Raw genomic sequence first — 22,751 nt, 5'->3', positions numbered from 1 at the left:
GTTGAGGAAAAGCTGGCCTGGTGCCAGCTTTTTTTGTTTAATTTTTACTGTTTAGGTTTCTCTGTTTAAATATGGTTTAACGGTGATTCTGGATAGCGAGCGTGAGAACGTCAAGATGATGATTACTGACCTGATTGATCAGGATGATTTCTATGAGTATCTACAAGGCGCTGGTGTGCCGCTTGAGCCGGGTCTGTCGCCTGAACAATGTAGTCAGGCGGCATTGCAATGGTTGTCCGCTCAGGATGAGCCGGTGCGCGTTCAGTTCGCTGAGTCTGTTGCGTTGTTGCAGCAACAGATACCGGTGATGTTGCCTGAGGTGCAGGAGGCATTAGCCGTTTTGGCAGATGCTTTATAGGTAACTGCTGGCAGGCTTGAAAATGATGCACTATAAAGCCGATGAGCTGCTCGTCGGCTTTTTTATGTCCTGTAGACAAACTGCGGTAGAACTATCTGGTGGCTACTGTGAGGTTCACGGTAATAAGCGGGCGCCAAGCAGGCGGGTAGTGCTCAGCTGGTTTATTGGGGGGCGTATCTCGAACAAGTTCAGAAAGTTTTCCCCGAGTGGCTATTATAGATCAGGTGGAGTGCGCTCTGTTTGCAGTTCTTCTGACTGAGGGGAGTAGCTCTCGATCATAAGTAAAGGGGCTACAGTGCTGCGGGTAAAGGATCAGTCAGTGATTAAATGAATGTCCCAAAGGTTGCCGGAAGTATGGCATACCGAGCAGCATAGATGTTGTTACTTCTGCAGATTGGTAGTCGGGTATATAACGGGTGATAGGCAGATCAGCCGGGATAGGCAGTCGCGAATCGCAGAGCTTGAGGCAAATAAAAATTCAGGCAAATAAAAAGGCTGATGTTATGACGCATCAGCCTTTTTTGCCTTAATGGAAAATGTTTATTTCGCCTTCAGGTTTTTCTGCACGGTATCGCTGTACCACTCCAGAAAGTTAACTATACCGAACTCAAAGGTTTCAGAGTATGGACCTGGCTGATAGCCGACAGAGTTGATACCGCGCTGATTCTCTTCACCCAGAATGCGATCCTGATCGTTGGTGGCATCCCAGACCTGACGCAGGCGTTCTGGGTCGTAATCAACCCCTTCAACGGCATCTTTATGCACAAACCATTTGGTCGTTACCATGGACTCCTGGGCGGAGATCGGCAGCACCCGGAAGACGATAAAGTGATCGGACTGCATATGGTTCCAGGAGTTAGGCAGGTGCAGAATGCGCATGGAGCCTAGCTGTGGATTCTTAATGCGCCCCAGCAGCTTCTTACTGCCGCTTTCGCCATCCAGGGTCATTACCTTGGTGCCTTTTTTTAGGGGCATGCGGACGATACGGTTGCGCAGACCAGGGCCAAAGCTGCGGTGTTCATGGGGAATGCCCTCAGCGTCCCACTGATCGGCCTGCTCTTTGCAGTAATCTTTAAACTCCTGAGAAGCGCGCGGGTCATTAGTGTCATCCCACTCCAGTAGCGTGTTCAGCAGCTCCGGGTGGTTGCCAACACAGTGATAGCATTCGCGGTTGTTTTCAAGTACCAGTTTCCAGTTAGCCTGCTCGTACATGTTGGATTCCACCGCCAGCTTGGTGTTCTCAACATCGTAGGGTTCCATATACTCTTCAAGAGTCGTCAGGAATTCGTCGAAATCACCTTCCGGTTCCTCTTTACCCAGGCAAACGAAGATGAAACCTCCGGCAGTTTTGCAAAACGCTTTTTTCAGGCCGTGTTCTTTGGTCTCGAATGATGCGCCCATCTCTGTACCGGCAAACAGCAGGTTGCCTTTCAGGTCATAGGTCCACTGGTGGTATGGGCAGACCAGGTTGGCAACCTTGCCGCGGTGTTCAGAGCAGATGCGCGAACCGCGATGGCGGCAGGTATTGTGGAACGCATTGACACTGCCATCGGCGTCCCGTACTACCAGTACCGGGTTCTGGGCAATCTCGACTGTAAAGTAATCGCCCTTGGCTGGAATCTCGCTGGTCATACCGACAAACAGCCACTCTTTCTGGAAGACTTCTTCCACATCAATCCGGAACATCAGCGGATCGTTATACAGGGGCTGAGGCAGGGAGTAGTTTGCCGGACGGGCCTCAAGCATGGTCGCCATTTCCTGTCGCGCATCATGGATAGTCGCGCAGGTGGTGTTTAATAGATCATTTTGGTTCATCAGTGGATCTTCCTTCACGGCACTGCTGTGCTGTTTATTATAGTTGATCAGGAATAACCCTGACCTGAATTGTGGTATTGAACGAGCTAATCCTCCTCCAAGGTACGTTTACAGGATTGACCATTAACGACATGAATGAGTACATAAATCGACCTGTATTGCCCATAGACAGTGGGATGGTCGCAATAAGCAAATTAATGTCGTTTGTGGTTAATATTTGAAAACCGGCTGGGCAGACAATGCATTCATTGAGTATGATTAATGGGCTGATTTTAGTAAAACCCAGTGTGGGATACGCTATTCAGTCAGATGAATGAACCGTTTTTAGCTGTGCACAAATGAGAGATACGCTATGACAAATACCATCCCTGCCACCGTTGGCTCCGAAAGCTTCATCCCGGTCAATACCCAGACCTGGGTCAATGGTCGCCACAATGTCCGTTGCGTCAAAGTGATCCATGAAACCTGGGATGTGTGTACCTTCTGTTTTATGTCTGAGCAGCCGGTGATGTACTTCTTCAAACCGGGGCAGTTTGTCACCCTGGAGCTTGAGATTGAGGGGCAGCAGGTGATGCGATCCTATACCATCTCAAGCTCTCCTTCGGTGCCTTACAGCTTTTCTATTACAGTGAAAAAAGACCCTAATGGTCAGGTTTCGAGCTGGTTACATGAAAACCTTAAAGAGGGTGATGAGCTTGCCGTTCACGGTCCGGTAGGGCTGTTTAACTGCATCGATTATCCTGCACCCAAAGTGTTGCTGCTATCCGGTGGCGTAGGGATTACCCCGGTGATGTCGATGGCGCGCTGGTGGTTTGATACTAATGCAGACGTCGATATTGCTTTTGTTCACAGTGCCCGCACGCCAAAAGATATTATCTTTGCACGTGAGCTCGACCATATGTCCTCCCGGATCAGTAACTTTGGTCTGCATCTGATCTGTGAAAAGATTGAAAACGGTCAAGCATGGCATGGTTACCGTGGTTATCTGGATCAGGCTAAGCTGGAACTGATCGCACCGGACTTTCTTGAGCGTGAAGTGTTCTGCTGTGGCCCGACGCCTTATATGAACGCTATTAAAAATCTGCTGCAGGCTAACGGCTTTGACATGAGTCGTTATCATGAAGAGTCTTTTGGCGCGACTCCCGTAGAGATCGAAGAAGAAGCGATAGAAAACGCTGAAATCGCACAGGAAGAAGCCGATGCACTTACCCAGGAAGATATGCTACGGGTAGAGTTTTTGGGTAAGGGGCAGGGTAAGAGCATTCAGGTTGCTCCCGGTGAAACACTTCATACTGCCGCCGCCAAACTTGATTTGCTGATCCCGAAAGCCTGCGGTATGGGCATCTGCGGCACCTGTAAAGTGCTGGTTAAATCGGGTGAAGCTGAGATGTCCCATAATGGTGGTATCACGGATGATGATGTTGCAGCAGGTTATGTTTTGTCCTGCTGTAGTGTGCCAAAAACAGATGTTGTAATTGATTTCTGACAGGCTGTTGTGATGATTAAAAAATCGCCTGCGGGCGATTTTTTCGCTTCGAACGATTATCGTGTAACACTTCGTTGTTAACGAAACACTAGCCGGACATTATGATGCAAGCAGAGCAGATAGAAATTGCAACCTTTCTGAAGCAGTACCCTCCATTTAGTAGTCTGCCGGAAAAGGTGGTGGACGAGGTTGCCTGTGAGGTAGAGATCAGTTATTTCCGTGCCGATAGTGATATTTTTACATTCGGGGATGAGATCAGTGATCTCTGTGTTATCCGCAGCGGCGCAGTGGAGATCTACCGTCGTAATGGTGACCTTTATAACCGCCTGAGTGAAGGGGAGTTGTTTGGTCAGTTGAGTCTGCTGATGAGTCAGCGGGTGAGGCTTCCGGCCCGAACGATCGAAGATTCACTGATTTATTTTATTCCCGAAGCGGTGTTCAGCTCTCTTTGTGAGCGCTTTGATTCATTTGCTTACTTTGTCGAAGTGGATGATAACCGTCTGCATCAAGCAGTTTCCAGTAAGCATGAAAGCAGTGATCTGATGGTGTCTAAAGTGACCGCGCTGATCGCCCGACCGCCGGTCTGGTTAGATACCACCGCAACCGTTTGTCAGGCGGCGCAGAAAATGACCGAAGAGGGGGTCTCATCGCTGCTGATCATGCACAGCGATGTTGTTAAAAAAGGGGAAGGCGCTGATGAATCAGTTGCCCAGTCTCTTGCTGGAATTATTACCGACCGGGATCTGCGTACCCGGGTGGTGGCCCCCGGTCTTGATCTGGACTCCCCTGTAACTGCGGTTATGACTGCTGCCCCTGTTACCCTGGATGCCGATGCTTATGCTTTTGAGGCGATGCTGACGATGCTGCGCTTTAATCTGCACCATCTGCCTATCCTGCAAAAGGATCGTCCTGTTGGGGTGCTGGCAACATCTGATATCGTGCGCTATGAGTCGCAAAGCAGTCTCTATATGGTCAGCAATATTATGCGCCAGCCCAATGTAGAAGAGTTGGCGAAGTTGCAGCCGCAGATTAGTGCCTGTTTTGTCCGTATGGTCAGTGAAGACGCAAACTCTCATATGATTGGTAGCGCGATGTCGGTTATCGGGCGAACCTTTAAGCAGCGTTTGCTGGAGCTGGCTGAGGAGCATCTGGGGCCTCCGCCGCTGCCTTATTGTTTTCTGGCACTGGGCTCGATGGCCCGGGATGAGCAGTTAGTGGTGACCGATCAGGATAATGCGCTGATTCTCGATAATAGTTATCAGCCACAACAGCACGGCGAGTATTTTGCGCAGCTGGCAAAGTTTGTCAGTGACGGTCTGGATAGATGTGGTTATACCTACTGTGCAGGCAATATTATGGCCACAAACCCTCAATGGCGAAAAACCCGACGGCAGTGGGAAGCTACTTTTTCAGACTGGATTGAGAACCCTATGCCTGAGGCACTGTTGAACTGTTCAATATTCTTTGATCTGGATGGCGTCTGGGGGAAAACTGACTGGGCAGGACAGCTCAACGCCTTTATTGCCCGCAAGGCTCAGCGCTCGCCAAAATTTCTTGCCAGTCTGGCCCGTAATGCCCTGAATCGTACCCCGCCACTGGGCTTTTTTAAAAACTTTGTGATGGAACAGGATGGGCAGCATCGTAACTCAATCAATCTTAAACGCCGCGGTACTGCGCCAGTGGCGGATCTTATTCGGGTACACGCACTGGCGGTTGGCTCAAAAGTGCAAAACTCATTTGAACGTCTGGATGATGTGGAGAAAGAAAATATTTTGCCGACCGGTAAAGCTGCGGATTTGCGGGATGCGCTGGAATTTATCTCGATGGTGAGAATTCGTCATCAGGCTGCGGATCTGGAAGCAGGGCAGGAGCCTTCTAACAATGTTAAGCCGGAAATGCTGACCGATTTTGATCGACGAAATCTTAAGGAAGCATTTCAGGTGCTGAGCAACAGTCAGCGATTTCTGCGGTTCCGTTATCCGTACTCCGGCCGGTAGAGGTTACTATGGCTGACACTATGGAAAGATGGGCAGTGCAGTATCAGAAATTAGCGCTCAATGTACGTGATGAGCGGCTCCGGCGATTCTATCAGCAGGGGCTGCCTGGAGTAGAGACACCGCTTACAGATGTGTCTTTCGTGGCGCTGGATTTTGAGACCACAGGTTTGGATGCCGAGCATGATGAGATTATCAGTATTGGTCTGGTTCCTTTTGACCTGAACCGGATCCGACTACGAGATAGTCGCTACTGGCTGCTTAAACCTCGCCGGGAGTTAACAGAAACCTCGGTACCTTTTCATGGGATTACCCATTCACAGTTAAATGATGCACCTGATCTTAATCAGATACTGGATGAGGTGCTGGATGAGATTGCCGGTAAGATTGTCGTGGTTCATTACCGCTATATTGAACGGGAGTTTTTTGATGCGGCGGTTAAAAGACGACTGGGAGAGGGGATCTGTTTTCCAGTAGTCGATACAATGGAGCAGGAAGCGATGTTGTATCGACGTGGAATCGTTAGCAGAGTTAAACGTCTGGCTGGCCTTAAGCCGGAATCCATCCGGCTGGGGGATAGCCGCTTGCGCTATAATCTGCCGCATTATGGTCAGCATCATGCATTGACGGATGCTGTTGCGACTGCCGAGCTGTTGCAGGCACAGATCCGCCATCGCTATAGTGAGACAACCCCGATCAGTGACCTCTGGATTTGATCTTTTTTTAGTTGTGTTGAAACAAAAAAACCACCGGGTGGCCGGTGGTTTTTTTATTAGGATAACCGCAGGCCTGTTAAGCGGCTACTGAACCATGGGGATCGATAACAAACTTCTTAGCAGCACCGCCATCGAAGTCAGCATAACCCTCTGGTGCCTGATCCAGGGAGATCATCTGCACGTTAACCGCTTTCGCAATATCTACTTTGTTAAACAGAATTGCCTGCATCAGTGGGCGATGGTATTTCATCACCGGGCACTGGCCGGTATGGAAGGAATGGGATTTCGCCCAGCCGAGCCCAAAGCGCATGCTCAGAGCACCGTGTTTTGCGGCATCATCCATCGCGCCGGGATCTTCCGTTACATAGAGGCCTGGAATACCGATAGAACCCCCGGCACGGGTCATCTGCATCGCTGAGTTAAGCACGGTTGCCGGTGCTTCTACTCCGTGGTTGCAACCACAGGCGTGGGCTTCAAAGCCAACGCAGTCGACGAATGCATCCACTTCACGCTCACCCAGAATCGCTTCCAGCTTATCGGCCATCTCGCCTTCCTGACGCAGATCGATGGTTTCGCAACCAAAGCTGCGTGCCTGTTCCAGACGGTCTTCGATCATATCCCCTACGATAACGCAGGCAGCACCCAGTAGCTGTGCCGAGACTGCTGCTGCAAGTCCTACAGGGCCTGCACCGGCAATATAGACAGTTGAGCCCGGGCCGACTCCGGCAGTCACGCAGCCGTGGAAGCCTGTTGGGAAGATATCCGACAGCAGGGTCAGATCGCGGATCTTCTCCATCGCCTGATCCGAGTCGGGGAATTTCAGCAGGTTAAAGTCAGCATAGGGCACCATCACATACTCTGCCTGGCCACCGACCCAGCCGCCCATATCGACGTAACCGTAAGCGGCTCCCGGGCGGGCAGGGTTAACGTTGAGGCAGATGCCGGTGTTACCCTCTTTGCAGTTGCGGCAACGGCCACAGGCAATATTGAAGGGGACTGAAACGATATCGCCTGGCTTGAGAAACTCGACATCGTTGCCGCACTCGATGATCTGTCCGGTGATCTCATGGCCCAGCACCAGGCCGGATTGGGCCGTAGTACGACCGCGCACCATATGCTGGTCTGAACCACAGATATTGGTGGTCAGCACTCGCAGGATGACACCGTGATTACATTTACGTTTACCCAGTGATAACTCTGGAAAGGCGATTGCCTCAACAGCGACTTCACCCGGGCCTTTATAGACAACACCACGGTTGGCATGATTGCTACTCATGGTAATACTCCTGTTATATTATTATAGGAACACCTTAGGATTGGTGTGTTGGATACAATAGTCCATAAATATGGCTTTTTGGTATTTTAAAACCGCCGTAATGTATCCAATATTGTGTTTTGCTATTCAGCCACCTGCGAACAAGTGTATGGCTATCATAGGCTGTCGTATCTGACTGCGACTGTCTGCTACCGCGCTGGAATTGTTCAGAACCGACATGCTAATCCTCTTCATAAGGTGATTATTCGATAAAAATACCGTTGCTAAAGTGTTTTTTGGGTGGGTTGGCAGCAGGTTGAAAACTGTTGTAAATCAATGAATGTCGTTAATGGTGTCGCTTAGGGGTAAGCAATGCTGGAGCGTGGTCGTTTATAGATATTCTGCGTTTGATCTAAATCAAATAATATTCAATCAGTGGTTGAGCAAAACGATAAGACTTTAGTCAATAAAATGCTTGAATAAAAACGACCATGCCGGCGGAAGAAATAGCAGAGCTCTGTTTTTCATCAGCCATTTTAAATTGTCCTAAAAAATAAGAAAACGAACGTGAGTAGCACCGGTGCGACGTTGCTTGGCTCTTTGCATCTACTGCTTGTACGCGTTATAAAGGGGGCGCTACCATGACTATATCATCTACGGCTTTGGATCCGATTAAGGATTACCAAAAAGTGACCCGTGTGGGTTTCTTACTGCTGAATAACTTCACTATGATTGCGCTGGCGTCATCGATTGAGCCGCTTAGAATGGCGAATCAGTTGTCTGGCCATGAGCTATACAGCTGGCATATGGTGTCCGAAACCGGAGCCCCTGTCAGTGCCAGTGACGGCTTAAGTTTTACGCCTGATTTTTCTATCGCCGATATGCCGGAACTGGATCTGTTGATTGTTTGCGGTGGCGTCGATATCACCCGTAGCTTTACGCAAAAGCAGGTTAGCTGGTTACAGTTAATGAACCGTCGTGGCGTGACGCTTGGTGGCATCTGTACCGGTGCTTATCTGCTGGCCCATGCGGGTTTGCTGGATGGCTATGATTGTAGTACCCATTGGGAGTGTATGGCGTCACTGCAGGAACATTATCCTAAAGTGAACTGCAACAGTCGCCTGTTTACCATCGACAAGAACCGTATGACCTCATCCGGAGGTGTTTCACCAATGGATATGTTCCTGCATATGGTGACCCTGCAGCATGGGCCGAAACTCTCGATGGCGGTATCCGATATGTTTATCTGCGACCGCATACGCACTGAGTTTGACCAGCAAAGGGTGCCTCTGCGGCAGTTACATAACTGCGGTGATAGTAAGCCGAAACTGGTGGATGTGATCGAACTGATGGAGAACAACCTGGAGGAACCCATCGGGCTTGATGAACTGGCTGCATTTGTTGATGTTTCACGCCGTCAGCTTGAACGAATGTTTCTTAAATACCTCAACTGCTCGCCGTCGCGTTACTATCTCAAGCTGCGGCTGGATCGGGCACGGCAGTTGTTAAAACAATCCAGTATGGCGATTGTGGAGATATCCACTGCCTGCGGGTTTGTCTCAACACCGCATTTCAGTCGCTGTTATCGTAAACATATCGGAATCTCCCCCCGAGATGAGCGCAAAGGCGGGCTACCTGTTTCGCAACAACAGAACGGCATCATCGAATCGCCGGAGGAAAACGGTTTCTTCGCTAGCATGAAGCGGTCTGTTGCGGTGCTGCATTCGGCGCAGGCAGAGCCCAGTTTTGGTTCCATAGCTATCTGACATACCCCTGGCAGCCAGATCCCTGTCTGGCTGCTCCCTTCTTTATATCTGTTGAGTTGGCACACGGCTATCGTATTGTGCTAACCGCAACCTTCATTATCCGGCGGGCCTCTATTAGTCGGCCTTTCTCCGGGGCGACCCCGACAGTCTTTTTTCAAATGAGCCGCAGGGCTCTTTTTTAGCTTTCAGTTCTAACGCTTTCGATGCTGTTTTAATCGCCATTTTTACATTTATCTTTTTCCGCCGTTTTACGGTCGTTTTTTTATATCTGCTTTTTCAACTATTTTAGAAACGACACCTTATCTATCTGTTTGCGAAGCGTCTGCAAAATCAGTTTAAGTGAAACAGATTGCCATAATTTAAATAAGTGAATTATAAAACTGAATTTATTTGTTTTTACATAAATATTCACTTATTTTTTTGATTAATGTAGTTATATTTTAATGTATTAGCTGTAATTGACCATCGATCTTTATTACTGATATCTATGTGTTCCCGGGGAAAAAAACAGGATGCTGCCGCAGTGATGCAGCGGTTATACAAACGATAAGAATAGCGGTGAGTAAAAGAGATGAGCAGAATAGATACGCCGAAGAGAAAGTCAGTCTTTAATCGGAAAGGCTTACTTTCATTCATGACCAGCCTGGTTGCGACCAGTGCTCTGATGGTCGGTTCAGCACAGGCAGTGACGCTGAAAATGGCGACCGATTCGGGAGCAAAGGGTTCTCCAGCGGGTGATACGCTGGAACACTGGGCGGAGTTGATTGAGAAAAACTCTGGTGGTGATATCGACGTTAAAGTGTTCTATCAGAATGAACTGGGCAGTCAGAACGAAGTATTTGATCTGCACGTTGCCGGTGATGTTGATGTGATGCTTAACTGGCCAATGACCTCATATGATAAGCGCATCGGTGTTATCTACACCCCTTATATGACCCTTTCCTGGGATGAGGCGCTCACCGCCTACAGTCCGGGTGGCTGGGTTAATAATATGCTCGGTGGTATCTACTCTGATATTGGTCTGAAGTTCTTTGGCCCCTGGCCTGAAGGTTTCAACGGTGTCGCAACCCGGGGTAAATACGCGACCACTATTGCCGAAGCAGAAGGGCTTAAAGTGCGTACTATGACCGTATTCCCAGCACCTCAGACAATGCAGGCACTGGGTTACCAGACTGCTGCAATCGACTGGGGCGAAGTCTACACCTCACTGCAAACCGGTGTTGTCGATGGTGAAGCGGGTAACGTGATCTATTGGGACTATGAATATTTCCGTGATCTGCTCGATTACTACGTTCGCTCTAAGCACTTTTTCATGACCGGTGTTCTGAGTATGAATCAGGAGTCGTTTGATGCACTGACTGAAGCTGAACAGAAGATCGTAGCTGATGCCGCTAATGAAGTGATGATGGCGCAGTTTAAAGCAGCGCAGGCGCAGGATCAGCACTACGTAGCAGAAGCTGAAAAAGCGGGAATGAAATACTTCGAGCTGTCAGACGAGCAGATAAAAGAGTTTGCCCGCGCTGCCCGTGAGAAAGTCTGGCCGTTGATGGATCAGGAGATTGGCTCTGAAATTATGGACACCATTCGGGCGAACGCGACCCCGTTGTAAGGTTTAAAGTCCCGGACGGCGGTACAGAGATTGTTCCGCCGTTTTTGTTTTTGAGGTAGTACCATGATTATGCGTTTCTTTATTGGATTAGACCAGAAGGTCGGATGGTTGCTCAATACCGTTGCTCTGATCAGCAGCCTGATGCTGGTGGGCCTGATGCTGTTTCTGGTTGTGGCCCGTTATGTATTCGGCTGGTCGATTATCGGACTGCTGGAGCTGATCATGTTGTTCGGTATGTGGCTGTATATGGTGGGTGGCCTGATTGCCAGCCGTAAACGGGAACATCTGGTCGTGGATTTTCTTCAGACCAGTATTCGTGACCGACAGATTCGTCGGCTGCATCAGTGCTTCATCTCATTGGTGACGCTGGTGATTACCGGCTTCTTTGTTTTCCTTGCTTATCGGATGCTCAGCTGGGGGTTGCGTAGACCGCAACATACTCCGGGATTATCGATCCCTCTATGGATACCTCAGAGTGCCATTATGTTCGCCAGTATTGGCTGTTCCCTATATGCCCTCAGGGACTTTATTCAATGTTTGATCGGCTATCACCCTGAACCGGTCATTATCGCCGAAGCAAACCAGCAGGATATTCGCTGATGGAAGGTTTAATCGCAGTAGGAATCTTATTGTTCCTGATGATTGTTGGGGTGCCGGTTGCCTGGTCTTTTGCCGGCGTACTGGCATATCTGGCATTCGCGTATGACGCTAATTTTAATACCCTGATGTTGCAGGGATACCGCTCGATTGATTCAGTGATTCTGATTGCACTGCCGTTATTTGTGCTCACCGGCTATCTGATGCAGAGTGGCGGTATAGCCCTGAGGCTGGTGAACTTTATTGAAGTGTTGGTGGGTAAGCGTAAAGGCGGAATGGGGGCTTCAATGGTCCTGGCGTCTGGTATTTTCGGCGCGATTGCCGGTACTGCAACCGCCGCAGTTGCTTCGATTGGCACTATTATGATCGGTCCCCTTGAAAAGCGGGGTTACCCACGAGGGTATTCTTCTGCGCTGTTGGGGATATCCTCACTTCTGGGAATTCTCATCCCGCCATCGATCACGATGATTTTGTTCGCAGTGGTAACAAGGCAGTCGGTAGCAGCCTGTTTTGCGGCCTCAATCGGACCTGCTTTACTGCTGATTGCGGGGTTGATAATGGCAAATCGGTTCAGCGTTGGACGCCTGTTTCAGGAGGTGACTGCCGGGGCTCAGGATGGTCTGGAAAAGTTACCATCGAAAGGAACTGCTGCATTTCAGGCGCTGCCGGCTCTCTCGCTGCCGGTGATTATTCTGGGGGGGATTTACGGGGGTGTCTGTACGCCGACTGAAGCTGCCGCGATTGCCGCCTTTGTGGCTATCGTGATCGGTTTTTTTGTCTATCGTGATCTGACTATCAAGCGTTTAAGCGCGAGTGTGATCGCGGCTGCAGAAACCACCGGGACGGTTATTCTTATCCTGCTATTTAGTTTTATGATTGGCCGGATACTGGCATCTGAGCGAATTCCTCAGGAGCTGACCGAGGTGATTACCGGGCTGGTGAAAGACCCGCTGATGATTCTGATTGCGGTAAACATCTTTTTGATTGTTGCCGGTATGATTATGGATGATGTCTCAGTGACTGTTGTGGTGGCGCCTCTGTTTCTGCCGCTAATGGTGGCCAGTGGTGTCGACCCGATTCATTACGCCTCGATTGTTGCCTGCTCTGTGGTGATCGGAGCCAATAGTCCGCCAGTGGCGCCGATTCTGTATATGGCCTGTCGTATTGGGCAGGTGCCAATTCACAAAGCAGTCATGCCGGCGATAGCGTTGATGGCTTTTGTCGGTCTGCCGGTAATGGTTGTAACCAGTTTAGTACCGCAGCTGTCACTGTTTTTTCCAAAATTGCTGGGGTTAATGTAAAACTTACCTGTATCAACTGAAGCGGCGGCTTGATCTGAAAGCCGTCGCTTGTTATTTGAACGGCGCCCTCTATCAAGGATTTTATTGAGACTGTCATTTTTTGTGGGAGCGACGCCCTCGTCGCGATAGGTCAACTGTAAAATTGAATTCTGACGCACCATGCTTTTTCTAGCATCTGGCAAGGCGGCGAAGCCGCCTCTGACGAGTCGCCTAGCGACGTTCTAACGACCTGCAATGAGCGATTCTTTTACTCCCCTCTGTTCTTTCTATAAAATATTTCGCACACCTTGTGGTGTTCTGGTGCGGATGATTACTCTAATAATGAAACAAGACGGCGGAAATGGATATGGAACAGATGGATGTGGGTGAGCGCTTAAAAGCGATTCGTAAGCTGAAAGGGCTTTCGCAACGGGAGCTGGCTAAACGGGTGGGCGTGACTAACAGTACCATCTCAATGATTGAGAAAAACGGGGTAAGCCCCTCGGTTAGTTCATTGAAGAAAGTGTTGTCCGGTATTCCTATCTCTATTGGTGATTTTTTCACCCTGGAAATTGAGGATATGGAGCCGGAAAGCGTGGTATATAAGGCAGAAGAGATGCCTGACATTGGCTCAAATAACCTTAGCCTGAAGCTGATTGGTGCCCGCAATAAGGGGCGCTCCATGGATCTGTTGAAAGAGCGTTATGAGCCAGGAGCAGAAACCGGACCTGAGATGTTACAGCATCCGGGGGAAGAGGGTGGTGTGGTGATCAGTGGTGAGATCGAGCTGACCGTTGGTTTTCAGGTGTACCACCTGAAAGCGGGAGACGGTTACTATTTCAACAGTAACCGCCCCCATCGTTTTCGTAATATCTCTGCTGAGGTGTGCGAAATAATCAGCGCTAATCCCTCAGTTTAAGTCTCTTTTGAGATAGTGTCTGCCGGCGTTGTTCCGCTGACTGAGGGAGCTGCTTTGGTTGGCAACGTTTTATCCGGATCGACATTATCATCAAACTTGATCACCGCTTTCTGTAGAATCAGTGTGTTCGGGTAGGTGATTATCTCGCCATCCCTGCGGATTATGACATGAAACAGGGTGATCTCATCGACGATGCCGCTGATATCTTCGTCCTTCTCGACAATTTTAATATAGTCGCCAACCCGATAGGGAAAGCCAAAGAAGATAATAAGGCTGGCGGTGATGTTGCTCAGAATTGACCACTGCGCAAACATAGCCACACCGATAACGGCAAATACCGATGATAGAAATACCGATAGCTGGGTGTAGTGGATACCCAGCAGCAGTGCCAGCAAAGTAAAAAACAGCAGTGTCAGGGCGATATTGAGTGTTTTGGCAATGTATTTGATACGGTACTGATCTGTACCTTTGAGCTCCCCTAATCGATTGATGTTTCGATTGATAAAACGGAGTGCGATGGTGTAGGTGATAATCAGTGCTAAGACAATAAGGTATTTCATTCCTCTTTGGTCTCCGGGTTTTGAACGGCTGTTTTTTCGACGGCTACACTCAGCTCGTCCAGTTTGGTATGCAGGCGCATGATCTGCAATTCAAGTTTCAGGTTGATCTCATAGGTGGCGTCCTGCTTGATCCGGTCTTTTGCGGCCTGACGGTTTTGCGACATCATAATGATCGGCGCCTGAAATGCGGCAAGGCTTGATAGCCCGAGATTCAGCAATATATAAGGGTAGGGATCAAAAGGCTTATCCATCAACAGAAAGGTATTGGTGGCAATCCAGGCGATGATAAACAAAAAAAAGAGACTGATAAACCACCAGGAGCCCCCAAAACGGGCGACCATATCTGCAATTTTCTGTCCGGTCGTCAGACTGTCACTGTAGGCGTGGTTGACGTTTTCAGAAACAGTGGTGTGCTCGGCAATACTGTTGATGACTTTCTGCTCATTTTCGGCCAGCGAACTATAGCTTTGCCCCAGCAGTGCTTTTGCCAGATTTTCAAAATAGCGTTTCATAGGGGTTTCCAATGATTGATCCAGGCTTTTCAGTTTGTCTTATCTGACTTTCATGCCGTTGAGCCATGATGCAGATCACATGATAACGGATTCTTCCTGAAAAATTGCCTGCTTGTTTGTCGATAGCTTGTATCCTTAAACTGATAGTAAAAAATAGTTAACCGCTATGTGAAAATTTGTACTCTTAAGAGTGTTTCTTGTACATGGAAAAACGATCAATGTTCAACTCGTTGAGAAACCGCATTCTGGGGTTGTTTTTGTTGGTAGCACTGCCCGGTTTAGTTGTGGTTTTTTATCATGCTGAGGAGGAACGAGAGAGCGTCATTGAGAAGAGCCGTGCCCATGCCGCGTTAGTCGTTGATCATACAGTGGCTCATCAGCAGAAGCTTGTTGACGATACGCGTGTTTATCTGATTAAACTAGCCAGTCATACACAGGTCAAGAACCCAGCAGATCCAGCCTGTTCTCAATATTTAGCTGATATTCTCAGACTCAATTCAGTTTATGTAAACCTGGGGGTGCCGAAGGCTGACGGTGAACTACTGTGCAACGCATCTCCCTTGACCTCTGCGGTAAATGTTGCTGACAGAGGTTATTTTCAAAGAACTATCAATAACCGGACATTTGCGATCGGTGAGTTTCAAACCGATCGGGCAGCTGCGATGGTGAGCCTCAACTTTTCTTATCCGGTCATTTCCGACAAGGGCGAAGTTCTGGGAGCGGTCGTCGCCGTTGTCTCACTGGATTGGTGGAGTACACAGTTAAGTAAAGCAAACCTGCCGGATAAGTCTATAGCGACTATTTTGGATGCCGACGGTAACGTGGTTGCTAATTTTCCACCCCGGCCTGATCGTCTCGGGCTATCTGCAAATGAGTATGCTGATGACTGGATGAAAACTGAAGATCTGCTTGTTCCTGGAACCGATGGAGTTCGACGGATATTTTATACGGCTCCGCTTTATACAACCTCTGCGGGCCGGACAGTCTCTATGAGTGTCGGGATCCCGGTGGGAGATGCAATCGCTGCAGCAAACCTGCAGTTTTACCTGACGCTGTTGTTTGTATCTGTGTTGATAGGCGGTGCGCTGATCGTGGCGATAAAGGGGCTGAACCGCAGTATCCTTAATCCGCTTGCTCAGCTTATGCAGGCAACACGCTTACTTTCCGAGGGGCAGCTCACAGCTTTTTCTAAAGCCGAGGGCGCATCTGAGTTGCTTCAGCTGCAAAACCAGTTTGTCGATATGGCCCATAAACGTTTGGCCGCAGAACAGCTTTCGAACGCCAGAAACGAAGAGCTTAATTCAATTTTTAATGCCCTGCCGGATCTTTATTTCCGGCTGGATAATGATGGTTTGATTATTGATTTCAGAGCCAACGAGAGATCTGATCTGTATCTCCAGCCGAGTCAGTTTCTGAAAAAAAATATACGCAACCTTTTACCTGAAGCTGAGTGGGAAGTATTTCAGCACCATTTTACCCAGATGAAACAGGATGGAAACTATCAGAGTTGGGAATACAGCCACGAGTTTCCTGAGGGGGTGAAATACTTTGAAGCACGTTTGAGTCAGGTTGCCGGAACCACTCAGTCTATTATGGTCGTACGAAATATTACTGAGAAAGAACTGGCGGAGGAGTCGCTGCTGCTCTCGGCTATCGTTTACAGCTCGATCAGTGAGGCGGTGATGGTGACCGATGCTAATGGTCATATTATCGGGGTAAATCCAGCGTTTACGACAGTGACCGGATATTCCCTCGAGGAGGTACAGGGTAAGCGCCCGTCAGTACTTAAATCCGGCCATCAGTCTCCTGAATTCTATAAGACTTTCTGGGACGAGCTGAATACTACCGGTCAGTGGCAGGGCGAGATCTATAATCGTCGCAAGAATGGTGAGATATACCCTCAGTGGTTAACCGTTAATACTGTCTTTGATAGTAGTGGTAATCCGCAGCAGCGGGTGGCGATGTTTATCGACTTTACCGAGAAAAAAAATGCGGAAGATCTTATCTGGCGACAGGCGAATCTGGATTCGCTGACCGGCTTGCCCAACCGGAAATTGCTGAATGACCGGATCAGGCAGGAGATGCAGCACACTGACCGGAGCGGCCTGCCAACCGCAATCCTGTTTTTAGATCTGGATCTGTTTAAAGAGGTGAACGATACCCTTGGCCATGCATATGGTGATCAACTGCTGGCTCAGGCTGCGGTGAGGATCCAGCATTGTGTGCGCTCGGTTGATACGGTCGCGCGTCAGGGCGGTGATGAGTTTGCCATTATCCTCAGCCAGATTAAAAATCCCCATGTGGTTGATTCCATCTGTGAAGAGTTACTTCATAGTTTAGCTGAACCTTATCAGCTGGATGATGAAACCGCGTATATCACCAGTAGTATTGGCATTACCCTATATCCTGATGATGCGGATAATGCGGCTGACCTTATAAAGTCAGCAGACCAGGCGATGTATGTTGCTAAGGAGAAAGGGCGCAACCGTTTTCAGTATTTTACCCGGGCGATGCAGCAGGAAGCGATCGAGCGGATGCAACTGATTAGCGACCTTCGTGTGGCGATCACCGAGCAGCAGTTTGTTTTGTATTATCAGCCTATTATATCTCTTAATGACGGTTCAATCTTTAAGGCCGAGGCGCTGATCCGCTGGCAACATCCGCATCGGGGGCTGGTGTTCCCGGGAGATTTTATTGCCATCGCCGAAGAGACCCGACTGATCACCGGGATTGGCAGTTGGGTGCTTGAAGAAGCCTCGAAAACGGTGCTGATGCTGCAGAGCCGCTATGATTCGCGCTTTCAGATCAGTGTGAATGTGTCACCGATTCAGTTTGATAGTCTCGATAGCAATATCTCTGACTGGCTTGGACAGCTTGAGTCGATGGGGTTATCCGGAGATTCGATTGTTGCAGAGATTACCGAGGGGATGATGATGACCTCCTCTGCAGAAGTTCGGGCAAAAATGATCGCCTTCAAAGATGCCGGGGTACAGGTCTCGCTGGATGATTTTGGCACCGGTTATTCCAGTCTTGCCTATATCAGTGAGTACGATATCGACTATCTCAAAATTGATCAGTATTTCGTGCGTAATCTCTCTATTACGTCTGATGCTTACACCCTCTGTAAAGCGATCATTATGATGGCCCATAACCTGGGTATTAAAGTGATTGCGGAGGGGATAGAAACTGAACAGCAGGAACGGCTGCTGCAGGAGCTGGGTTGTGATTATGGCCAGGGGTATCTCTATTCTAAACCGGTCAGTCTGGGAGATTTTGAGCAGTTGCTGCATGAGCAGCGCGGTGCTATTGGCGGCTAGTCGTTAGGGCGGTTAAATGGGTTGCGTGTTGTAGGGCCGTTGTTAGCGCACCTCCGAGCGAAAAAAAACGGACCTCTGTAACAGAAGGTCCGTATAAAGAGACCGGATTAGCTGGGGGGACGACTCCCCGGTTCCGGCAGATTTAAAACTTGATCAGTGCTGCCCTCAGCCGAACATATCCTCTGCAGTCTCGCGCAGAACGCCGACCAGACGGTCAATATGGTTGGCTTCGATGGTCAGGGGTGGAGAGAATGCAACAATGTTACCCATCGTCCGCACCATCACGCCGCGCTTATAACAGCCTTTCTGGAAGTCCAGTCCGACCGGGCCGTTGGCCGCCACCGATGGGTCAAACTGTAGTGCACCGACCAGGCCGTAGTTACGTACATCGATCACTTTTGGCGCGTCGTTCAGGCTGTGCAGTTTATGTTCGAAGTATTTACCGATCTCGCCGCTGGCACGGGTCAGCAGACCCTCTTTCTCATAGATATCCAGGGTTGCCAGACCGGCAGCACAGGCAACCGGGTGAGCAGAATAGGTATAGCCGTGGTAGAACTCGATACCGCCGACAGCCACGTTATTGACGATCTGATCATGGATCTCATCTTTAACAAAGACCGCGCCCAGAGGAATAACACCGTTGGTGATACCTTTAGCCGAGGTGATCATATCCGGTATGACATCAAACTCTTCTGAGGCGAAAGCTGAACCCAGGCGTCCCCAGCCAGTGATCACTTCATCAAAGATCAGCAGAATGTCATATTGTGTACAGATCTCACGCATCCGTTTCAGGTAACCCTGAGGAGGCATAATAACGCCACCGGCACCACTCATCGGCTCAATGATAACCGCCGCGATGCTGTCTGCGCCGTGAAAGTGGATCAGTTGTTCCAGTGCTTCAGCCTTATCGATCCCCTGTTCAGGCAGACCTTTACTAAACGCGTTGTTAGCGATATCCAGTGTGTGGGGCAGATGATCAACCGGCAGCAGAGGACCAAAACCGTTGCGGTTATATGTCAGGCCGCCCACGGATATACCACCGAAGTTAACCCCGTGGTACGCCATCTCCCGACCGAAGAGCTTGGTTTTTCCACCTTTACCGCGTGATTTCTGGTATTGCAGCGCGATCTTCAGAGCAGACTCAACGGCTTCGGAACCGGAGTTAGCAAAGAATACTTTATTCAACCCTGCTGGCGTGTGCTTAATCAGGCGGTTAGCAAACTCAAAGCCGATCTCGTGACCAAAATTGAACGGTGAAGCATAGTCCAGATGACGCAGCTGCTGGCTTACCGCATCCGCGATCTCAGTACGACCATGGCCCGCGTTAACGCACCACAGGCCTGCAGTGGCGTCCAGAATCTCCTGACCTTCGTTGGTGTAATACATCACACCTTCGGCGCGCTCAATAATGCGCGGCTGGTTTTTGAAGTCCCGGTTCGCCGTAAACGGCATCCAGAACGCATCCATATTGATGTTAGTGCTCATGGGAAAACCCTGTTTAAGTTATTAGTAATGGCCAGTTGCTGAAGTTAGCTCAACATAGAACAGTCACATTTAAGTAATGGCCTTATGGAGTCATAGTAACGTCAGTGTTAAAGTCTTATAAATAATAAACATTGAATGCTTACATTGATGTTATTCAAACTTAATGCAAGGTAGTGATATGGCGGGTAAAGCGCTGCAAAGTATGGGCAAGGTAGGGGATTACGAGATCCGCCTGCTGCGGGTTTTTAAAACAGTGGTGGAGTGTGGTGGATTTTCGGCTGCCGAGGTTGAGCTGAATATCAGTCGTTCAACTATCTCGGTGCATATGTCTAATCTTGAAACGCGGCTGAAGCTTAAACTATGTCAGCGGGGACGCTCTGGTTTTGCGCTGACAGAGGAGGGGCTGACTATCTATAACGCTACCCGGCAGCTGTTTTCCCGGCTGGCCGAGTTTCGTTCTACCGTTAATGCGCTGCATCAGCAGATGACCGGTGAGGTACGCATTCTCACCTCCGATACCATCAGTCTGGATGAGCGCTGCGGTCTGGACGATGTGCTGGCAGAATTTGCGGCACTGGCACCGGATGTGTATATCAGTTTCGACACCGCCCCCCTGGGTGAGATCGAGCGGCGGGTGATCAACGGTGACGCGGATGTAGGCTTTATTCCCCATCACCGGGATCTTGAGGGGCTAGATTTCCTGTTGCTGTATAAGGATAAATCACTGCTTTATTGCGGTGATCGGCACCCGCTGTTTCATGAGCAGGATGAGCGGCTGCTGAATGATGCGCTGAAGCAGTGTAAGCTGGTGCATGCCGGGGTGTTGACCAGCCAGGAGGCCAGTCTGCAGCTGGCGGAGATGAATAAAGCCGCCGAAGCCTATTATTATGAAACCCGGGCGACCATGATTCTGTCCGGCGTATATGTGGGGTTTCTGGCAGAAAAATTTGCCCGGCAGTGGGTGGCGCAAGGGCGGATGCGTGCTTTACTGCCTGAGCAGCGTTTCTACAACCTTCAGGTGGCAGCCATCAGTCGTCGCTCCGGGCCGCTGAATAAGCCCAGAGATCTGTTTATGGAGCTTCTGAGCGCGCATATTCAGGAGCGTGAATGAACCGGTTTACTTCAATAGCCACTGATTGATCTGCTGTATTAGCCATTCCGGCTGGTCGTGGGGCAGGTCATGACCCGCCTCCGGGTGGCGGATATGGGGCATATGCCAGGCGTCGGCCAGTTGTTCAGAGCAGCGTGGATTCACCAGCTTATCTTTGCCACCGCTCACCAGCAGAACCGGCTTTTTCGGTGGGTAAGGTTGTCCCTCACAGGTGACGGCTAACTGCATCTGGCGGCGGAAGTTACTGAAACTGACCGGATATTCCAGCTGATACATCTGCCAGAATGAGAGCGTCTCTTCACGATAATGCTGTGATTCGCAGGTCAGATCGAAGATGGTTTTTTCCCGGGGGTAACCTTTGGTGAGCATCGCCCGCATCAGTTTTGGCAGGGCCCCCGGCTGTAGCCGATGATGAGGCGCGTTCCAGGGGGCCATACTGCTGTTGATCATCACGATACCCTGCAGGTCGTCGGGATATTCCTGCATCCAGTGATAGGCGATCATCCCTCCCAGTGACAGACCCAGCAGATAAACGGGTTGTTCAGGGCGGTGACGGCGGTGCAGATCGTTGATCAGTTCCTGAACCGAGGTGGGGGTAGGGTGTTGATGACGTTTACCATTGCCAGGCAGGTCGATACAGCTAACCCGGGTGGCTGGCAGCCGTTTCTGTAGTTGTTGTGGGAAGGAGTCCCAGTGCCGGCTTTCCCGGCACAGCCCACGCAGTAATATCCAGTGTTGTTCAGCCATACCAGCGTTGCTTAGCCTCCAGTTCATAGCGCAGTCGGCTCATCGGGGTTCCCGGCAACCAGGCTTCGTAGGCGCAACTGCTGCGGATCAGAAACTCCAGTAGCAGCAGATGGCGGCGCATCGTACGCTTTTCCCGATGCGGTACCAGCGGATTAAACAGACCCATAAATGAGATCAACTGTCGGGGATTTTTCTTTACCCAGCTCCAGGAGCCCATCTCCAGTGTCAGCGGCAGAAATACCTTACCCTCCAGACTGAGCGACTGATGATAAAGGTAATCCCATAGGTCGCCGTGGGTGAGATAGCTGTGGTGCTGGGGTTCGATAATGTAATTATGATGGGGGTTAGTTGTTTCAAAAAGATGAATCAGAGCGGCGATCTCTGCCCGGTGGTGCAATGGCGCACGGGAGCCTGCCATCGGAAACCAGATTCGGTCGCGCAGCCCAAAACCGGAATGACAATCCAGTACAATACTCAGCGGCGAGTCAAACAGTTCATCCCGCACCCAGTCACATAGCGCCTGAGCCTCGGTTTCCATCGGACTGTCTTTCACTCCGCGGTACCAGGGGAGTCGGTTGCTAAGCCGGTGCCCCCCCACCATCCAGGTCGCTTTGTCGGTAGCGTTTTGAGGAGAGTTGCGCATCAGATCGACGCCATTGGCATTGCTGCGCTGACCCAGTGCCATGCCGGCAGGGTTCAGCAGCGGGCAAAAGACCAGCCGCAGGTGTTGCAGTTCATGACTCAGCCCCCGGTCCCATTGCAACCGCTGCAACAGTGAGCTGAGAAAGGTGAGTAACAAGCGGGTGCCGATCCGTTCGACGCCATGCACGCCGCCGACAAACGCCAGTGTCGGCGCGGCCGGGTCATCTGAGCCGAGGCGCAGGCTGTAGATGGGTAGTTTATATAACTGAGTTTCGCTCTGGCTTTCTGTGAGCTGTAAGGCCTGATGCTCGACAAAGGCCAGAGTTCTGACGGTTAACTGTTTTGCATGGGTGTGGATTAGCTGTTCCAGTTGAGCCATTTCCGGCAGGCAGCGGGCAGTAAAATCGGGGCTGACCCGTCGCATCAGCTCAGATGACAATTTTGCCGGCTGTCCTAGTTCTGTCATCGACTCTATCCCCACTCAAATTCAGCTTAAAGTGTAGTCGGAAATAGCGGATCAGATAGAACGATCGTTAGACTTTTTTCTCGATAACTCCGTCCGCTCACGAGACCGGTTGAGGA

At 50.0% G+C, this 22,751-nt stretch carries 18 protein-coding genes; 11 read left to right on the top strand and 7 right to left on the bottom strand.

What is annotated here, in order from left to right:
• Nucleotides 1-82: 82 nt before the first annotated feature.
• Nucleotides 83-358 (top strand): hypothetical protein, encoded by a 276-nt coding sequence (locus Q0499_RS12680; protein ID WP_299199921.1) that lies wholly within the window; start codon nt 83-85, stop codon nt 356-358.
• 540 nt (nt 359-898) lie between these two features.
• Here the strand turns inward: Q0499_RS12680 and Q0499_RS12675 are convergent.
• Nucleotides 899-2,173 (bottom strand): aromatic ring-hydroxylating dioxygenase subunit alpha, encoded by a 1,275-nt coding sequence (locus tag Q0499_RS12675; RefSeq protein WP_299199919.1) that lies wholly within the window; start codon nt 2,171-2,173, stop codon nt 899-901.
• Nucleotides 2,174-2,525: 352 nt separating this feature from the next.
• Here Q0499_RS12675 and Q0499_RS12670 point away from each other — a divergent pair, with 352 nt between their 5' ends.
• The 3 genes from Q0499_RS12670 (at nt 2,526) to Q0499_RS12660 (ending at nt 6,369) form a co-directional block, all read left to right on the top strand.
• Nucleotides 2,526-3,659: a hybrid-cluster NAD(P)-dependent oxidoreductase gene (locus tag Q0499_RS12670; protein ID WP_299199917.1), complete on the top strand. Its 1,134-nt coding sequence runs from the start codon at nt 2,526-2,528 to the stop codon at nt 3,657-3,659.
• Nucleotides 3,660-3,763: 104 nt separating this feature from the next.
• Complete coding sequence (locus Q0499_RS12665; RefSeq protein ID WP_299199915.1) at nt 3,764-5,656, top strand: DUF294 nucleotidyltransferase-like domain-containing protein; 1,893 nt, start codon at nt 3,764-3,766, stop codon at nt 5,654-5,656.
• Between the two features lie 20 nt (nt 5,657-5,676).
• On the top strand, nt 5,677-6,369 hold the full coding sequence (locus tag Q0499_RS12660; RefSeq protein WP_299199912.1) for a 3'-5' exonuclease: 693 nt from the start codon (nt 5,677-5,679) through the stop codon (nt 6,367-6,369).
• Nucleotides 6,370-6,445: 76 nt separating this feature from the next.
• Here the strand turns inward: Q0499_RS12660 and fdhA are convergent, their stop codons facing one another.
• Nucleotides 6,446-7,645: a formaldehyde dehydrogenase, glutathione-independent gene (gene fdhA / locus Q0499_RS12655; protein WP_299199910.1), complete on the bottom strand. Its 1,200-nt coding sequence runs from the start codon at nt 7,643-7,645 to the stop codon at nt 6,446-6,448.
• Nucleotides 7,646-8,265: 620 nt separating this feature from the next.
• On the opposite strand from fdhA, the gene Q0499_RS12650 reads away from it, so the two are divergent.
• The 5 genes from Q0499_RS12650 (at nt 8,266) to Q0499_RS12630 (ending at nt 13,795) form a co-directional block, all read left to right on the top strand.
• The gene (locus tag Q0499_RS12650; RefSeq protein WP_299199908.1) at nt 8,266-9,390 is read left to right on the top strand and encodes a GlxA family transcriptional regulator; all 1,125 of its coding nucleotides are present in this window, start codon (nt 8,266-8,268) and stop codon (nt 9,388-9,390) included.
• Between the two features lie 634 nt (nt 9,391-10,024).
• Entirely contained in the window at nt 10,025-10,999 is a 975-nt protein-coding gene (gene dctP, locus Q0499_RS12645; RefSeq protein WP_299199906.1) for a TRAP transporter substrate-binding protein DctP, read from the top strand.
• Between the two features lie 63 nt (nt 11,000-11,062).
• Nucleotides 11,063-11,599 carry a TRAP transporter small permease subunit gene (locus Q0499_RS12640; protein WP_299199904.1) on the top strand — a complete coding sequence of 179 codons (537 nt, stop codon included), beginning with the start codon at nt 11,063-11,065 and terminating at the stop codon, nt 11,597-11,599.
• A complete protein-coding gene (locus tag Q0499_RS12635; RefSeq protein WP_299199902.1) occupies nt 11,599-12,897 on the top strand; it encodes a TRAP transporter large permease in 1,299 nt (432 codons plus the stop codon). The genes Q0499_RS12640 and Q0499_RS12635 overlap by 1 nt, the downstream gene beginning before the upstream one ends.
• Nucleotides 12,898-13,252: 355 nt before the next feature.
• Nucleotides 13,253-13,795 (top strand): cupin domain-containing protein, encoded by a 543-nt coding sequence (locus Q0499_RS12630; protein ID WP_299200211.1) that lies wholly within the window; start codon nt 13,253-13,255, stop codon nt 13,793-13,795.
• Here Q0499_RS12630 and Q0499_RS12625 read toward each other — a convergent pair.
• Both Q0499_RS12625 and Q0499_RS12620 read right to left on the bottom strand, forming a co-directional pair.
• Nucleotides 13,792-14,355, bottom strand: coding sequence for a mechanosensitive ion channel domain-containing protein (locus Q0499_RS12625; protein WP_299199900.1), 564 nt, complete (start codon nt 14,353-14,355; stop codon nt 13,792-13,794). The two genes, Q0499_RS12630 and Q0499_RS12625, sit on opposite strands and share 4 nt — an antisense overlap.
• Nucleotides 14,352-14,867, bottom strand: a complete 516-nt coding sequence (locus tag Q0499_RS12620; protein ID WP_299199898.1) for a DUF1003 domain-containing protein — start codon at nt 14,865-14,867, stop codon at nt 14,352-14,354. The genes Q0499_RS12625 and Q0499_RS12620 overlap by 4 nt, the downstream gene beginning before the upstream one ends.
• A 203-nt stretch (nt 14,868-15,070) precedes the next feature.
• On the opposite strand from Q0499_RS12620, the gene Q0499_RS12615 reads away from it, so the two are divergent.
• Nucleotides 15,071-18,184 (top strand): EAL domain-containing protein, encoded by a 3,114-nt coding sequence (locus Q0499_RS12615; RefSeq protein ID WP_299199896.1) that lies wholly within the window; start codon nt 15,071-15,073, stop codon nt 18,182-18,184.
• 165 nt (nt 18,185-18,349) lie between these two features.
• On the opposite strand, the gene Q0499_RS12610 is transcribed toward Q0499_RS12615, so the two are convergent.
• Entirely contained in the window at nt 18,350-19,669 is a 1,320-nt protein-coding gene (locus Q0499_RS12610; protein ID WP_299199894.1) for an aminotransferase class III-fold pyridoxal phosphate-dependent enzyme, read from the bottom strand.
• Between the two features lie 178 nt (nt 19,670-19,847).
• On the opposite strand from Q0499_RS12610, the gene Q0499_RS12605 reads away from it, so the two are divergent.
• Complete coding sequence (locus tag Q0499_RS12605; RefSeq protein ID WP_299199892.1) at nt 19,848-20,780, top strand: LysR family transcriptional regulator; 933 nt, start codon at nt 19,848-19,850, stop codon at nt 20,778-20,780.
• A gap of 6 nt (nt 20,781-20,786) precedes the next feature.
• Here Q0499_RS12605 and Q0499_RS12600 read toward each other — a convergent pair whose 3' ends face one another.
• Nucleotides 20,787-21,527 carry an alpha/beta hydrolase gene (locus Q0499_RS12600; protein WP_299199890.1) on the bottom strand — a complete coding sequence of 247 codons (741 nt, stop codon included), beginning with the start codon at nt 21,525-21,527 and terminating at the stop codon, nt 20,787-20,789.
• Entirely contained in the window at nt 21,520-22,635 is a 1,116-nt protein-coding gene (locus Q0499_RS12595; protein WP_299199888.1) for a M14 family zinc carboxypeptidase, read from the bottom strand. Before Q0499_RS12595 ends, Q0499_RS12600 begins: the two co-directional genes overlap by 8 nt.
• Nucleotides 22,636-22,751 lie beyond the last annotated feature (116 nt).

The organism is uncultured Amphritea sp. (assembly GCF_937127095.1).
In the GTDB taxonomy this organism is placed as follows: domain Bacteria; phylum Pseudomonadota; class Gammaproteobacteria; order Pseudomonadales; family Balneatricaceae; genus Amphritea.
The sequence above is the reverse complement of the archived record's forward strand: the minus strand, read 5'-3'. Positions and strand labels throughout refer to the sequence as shown.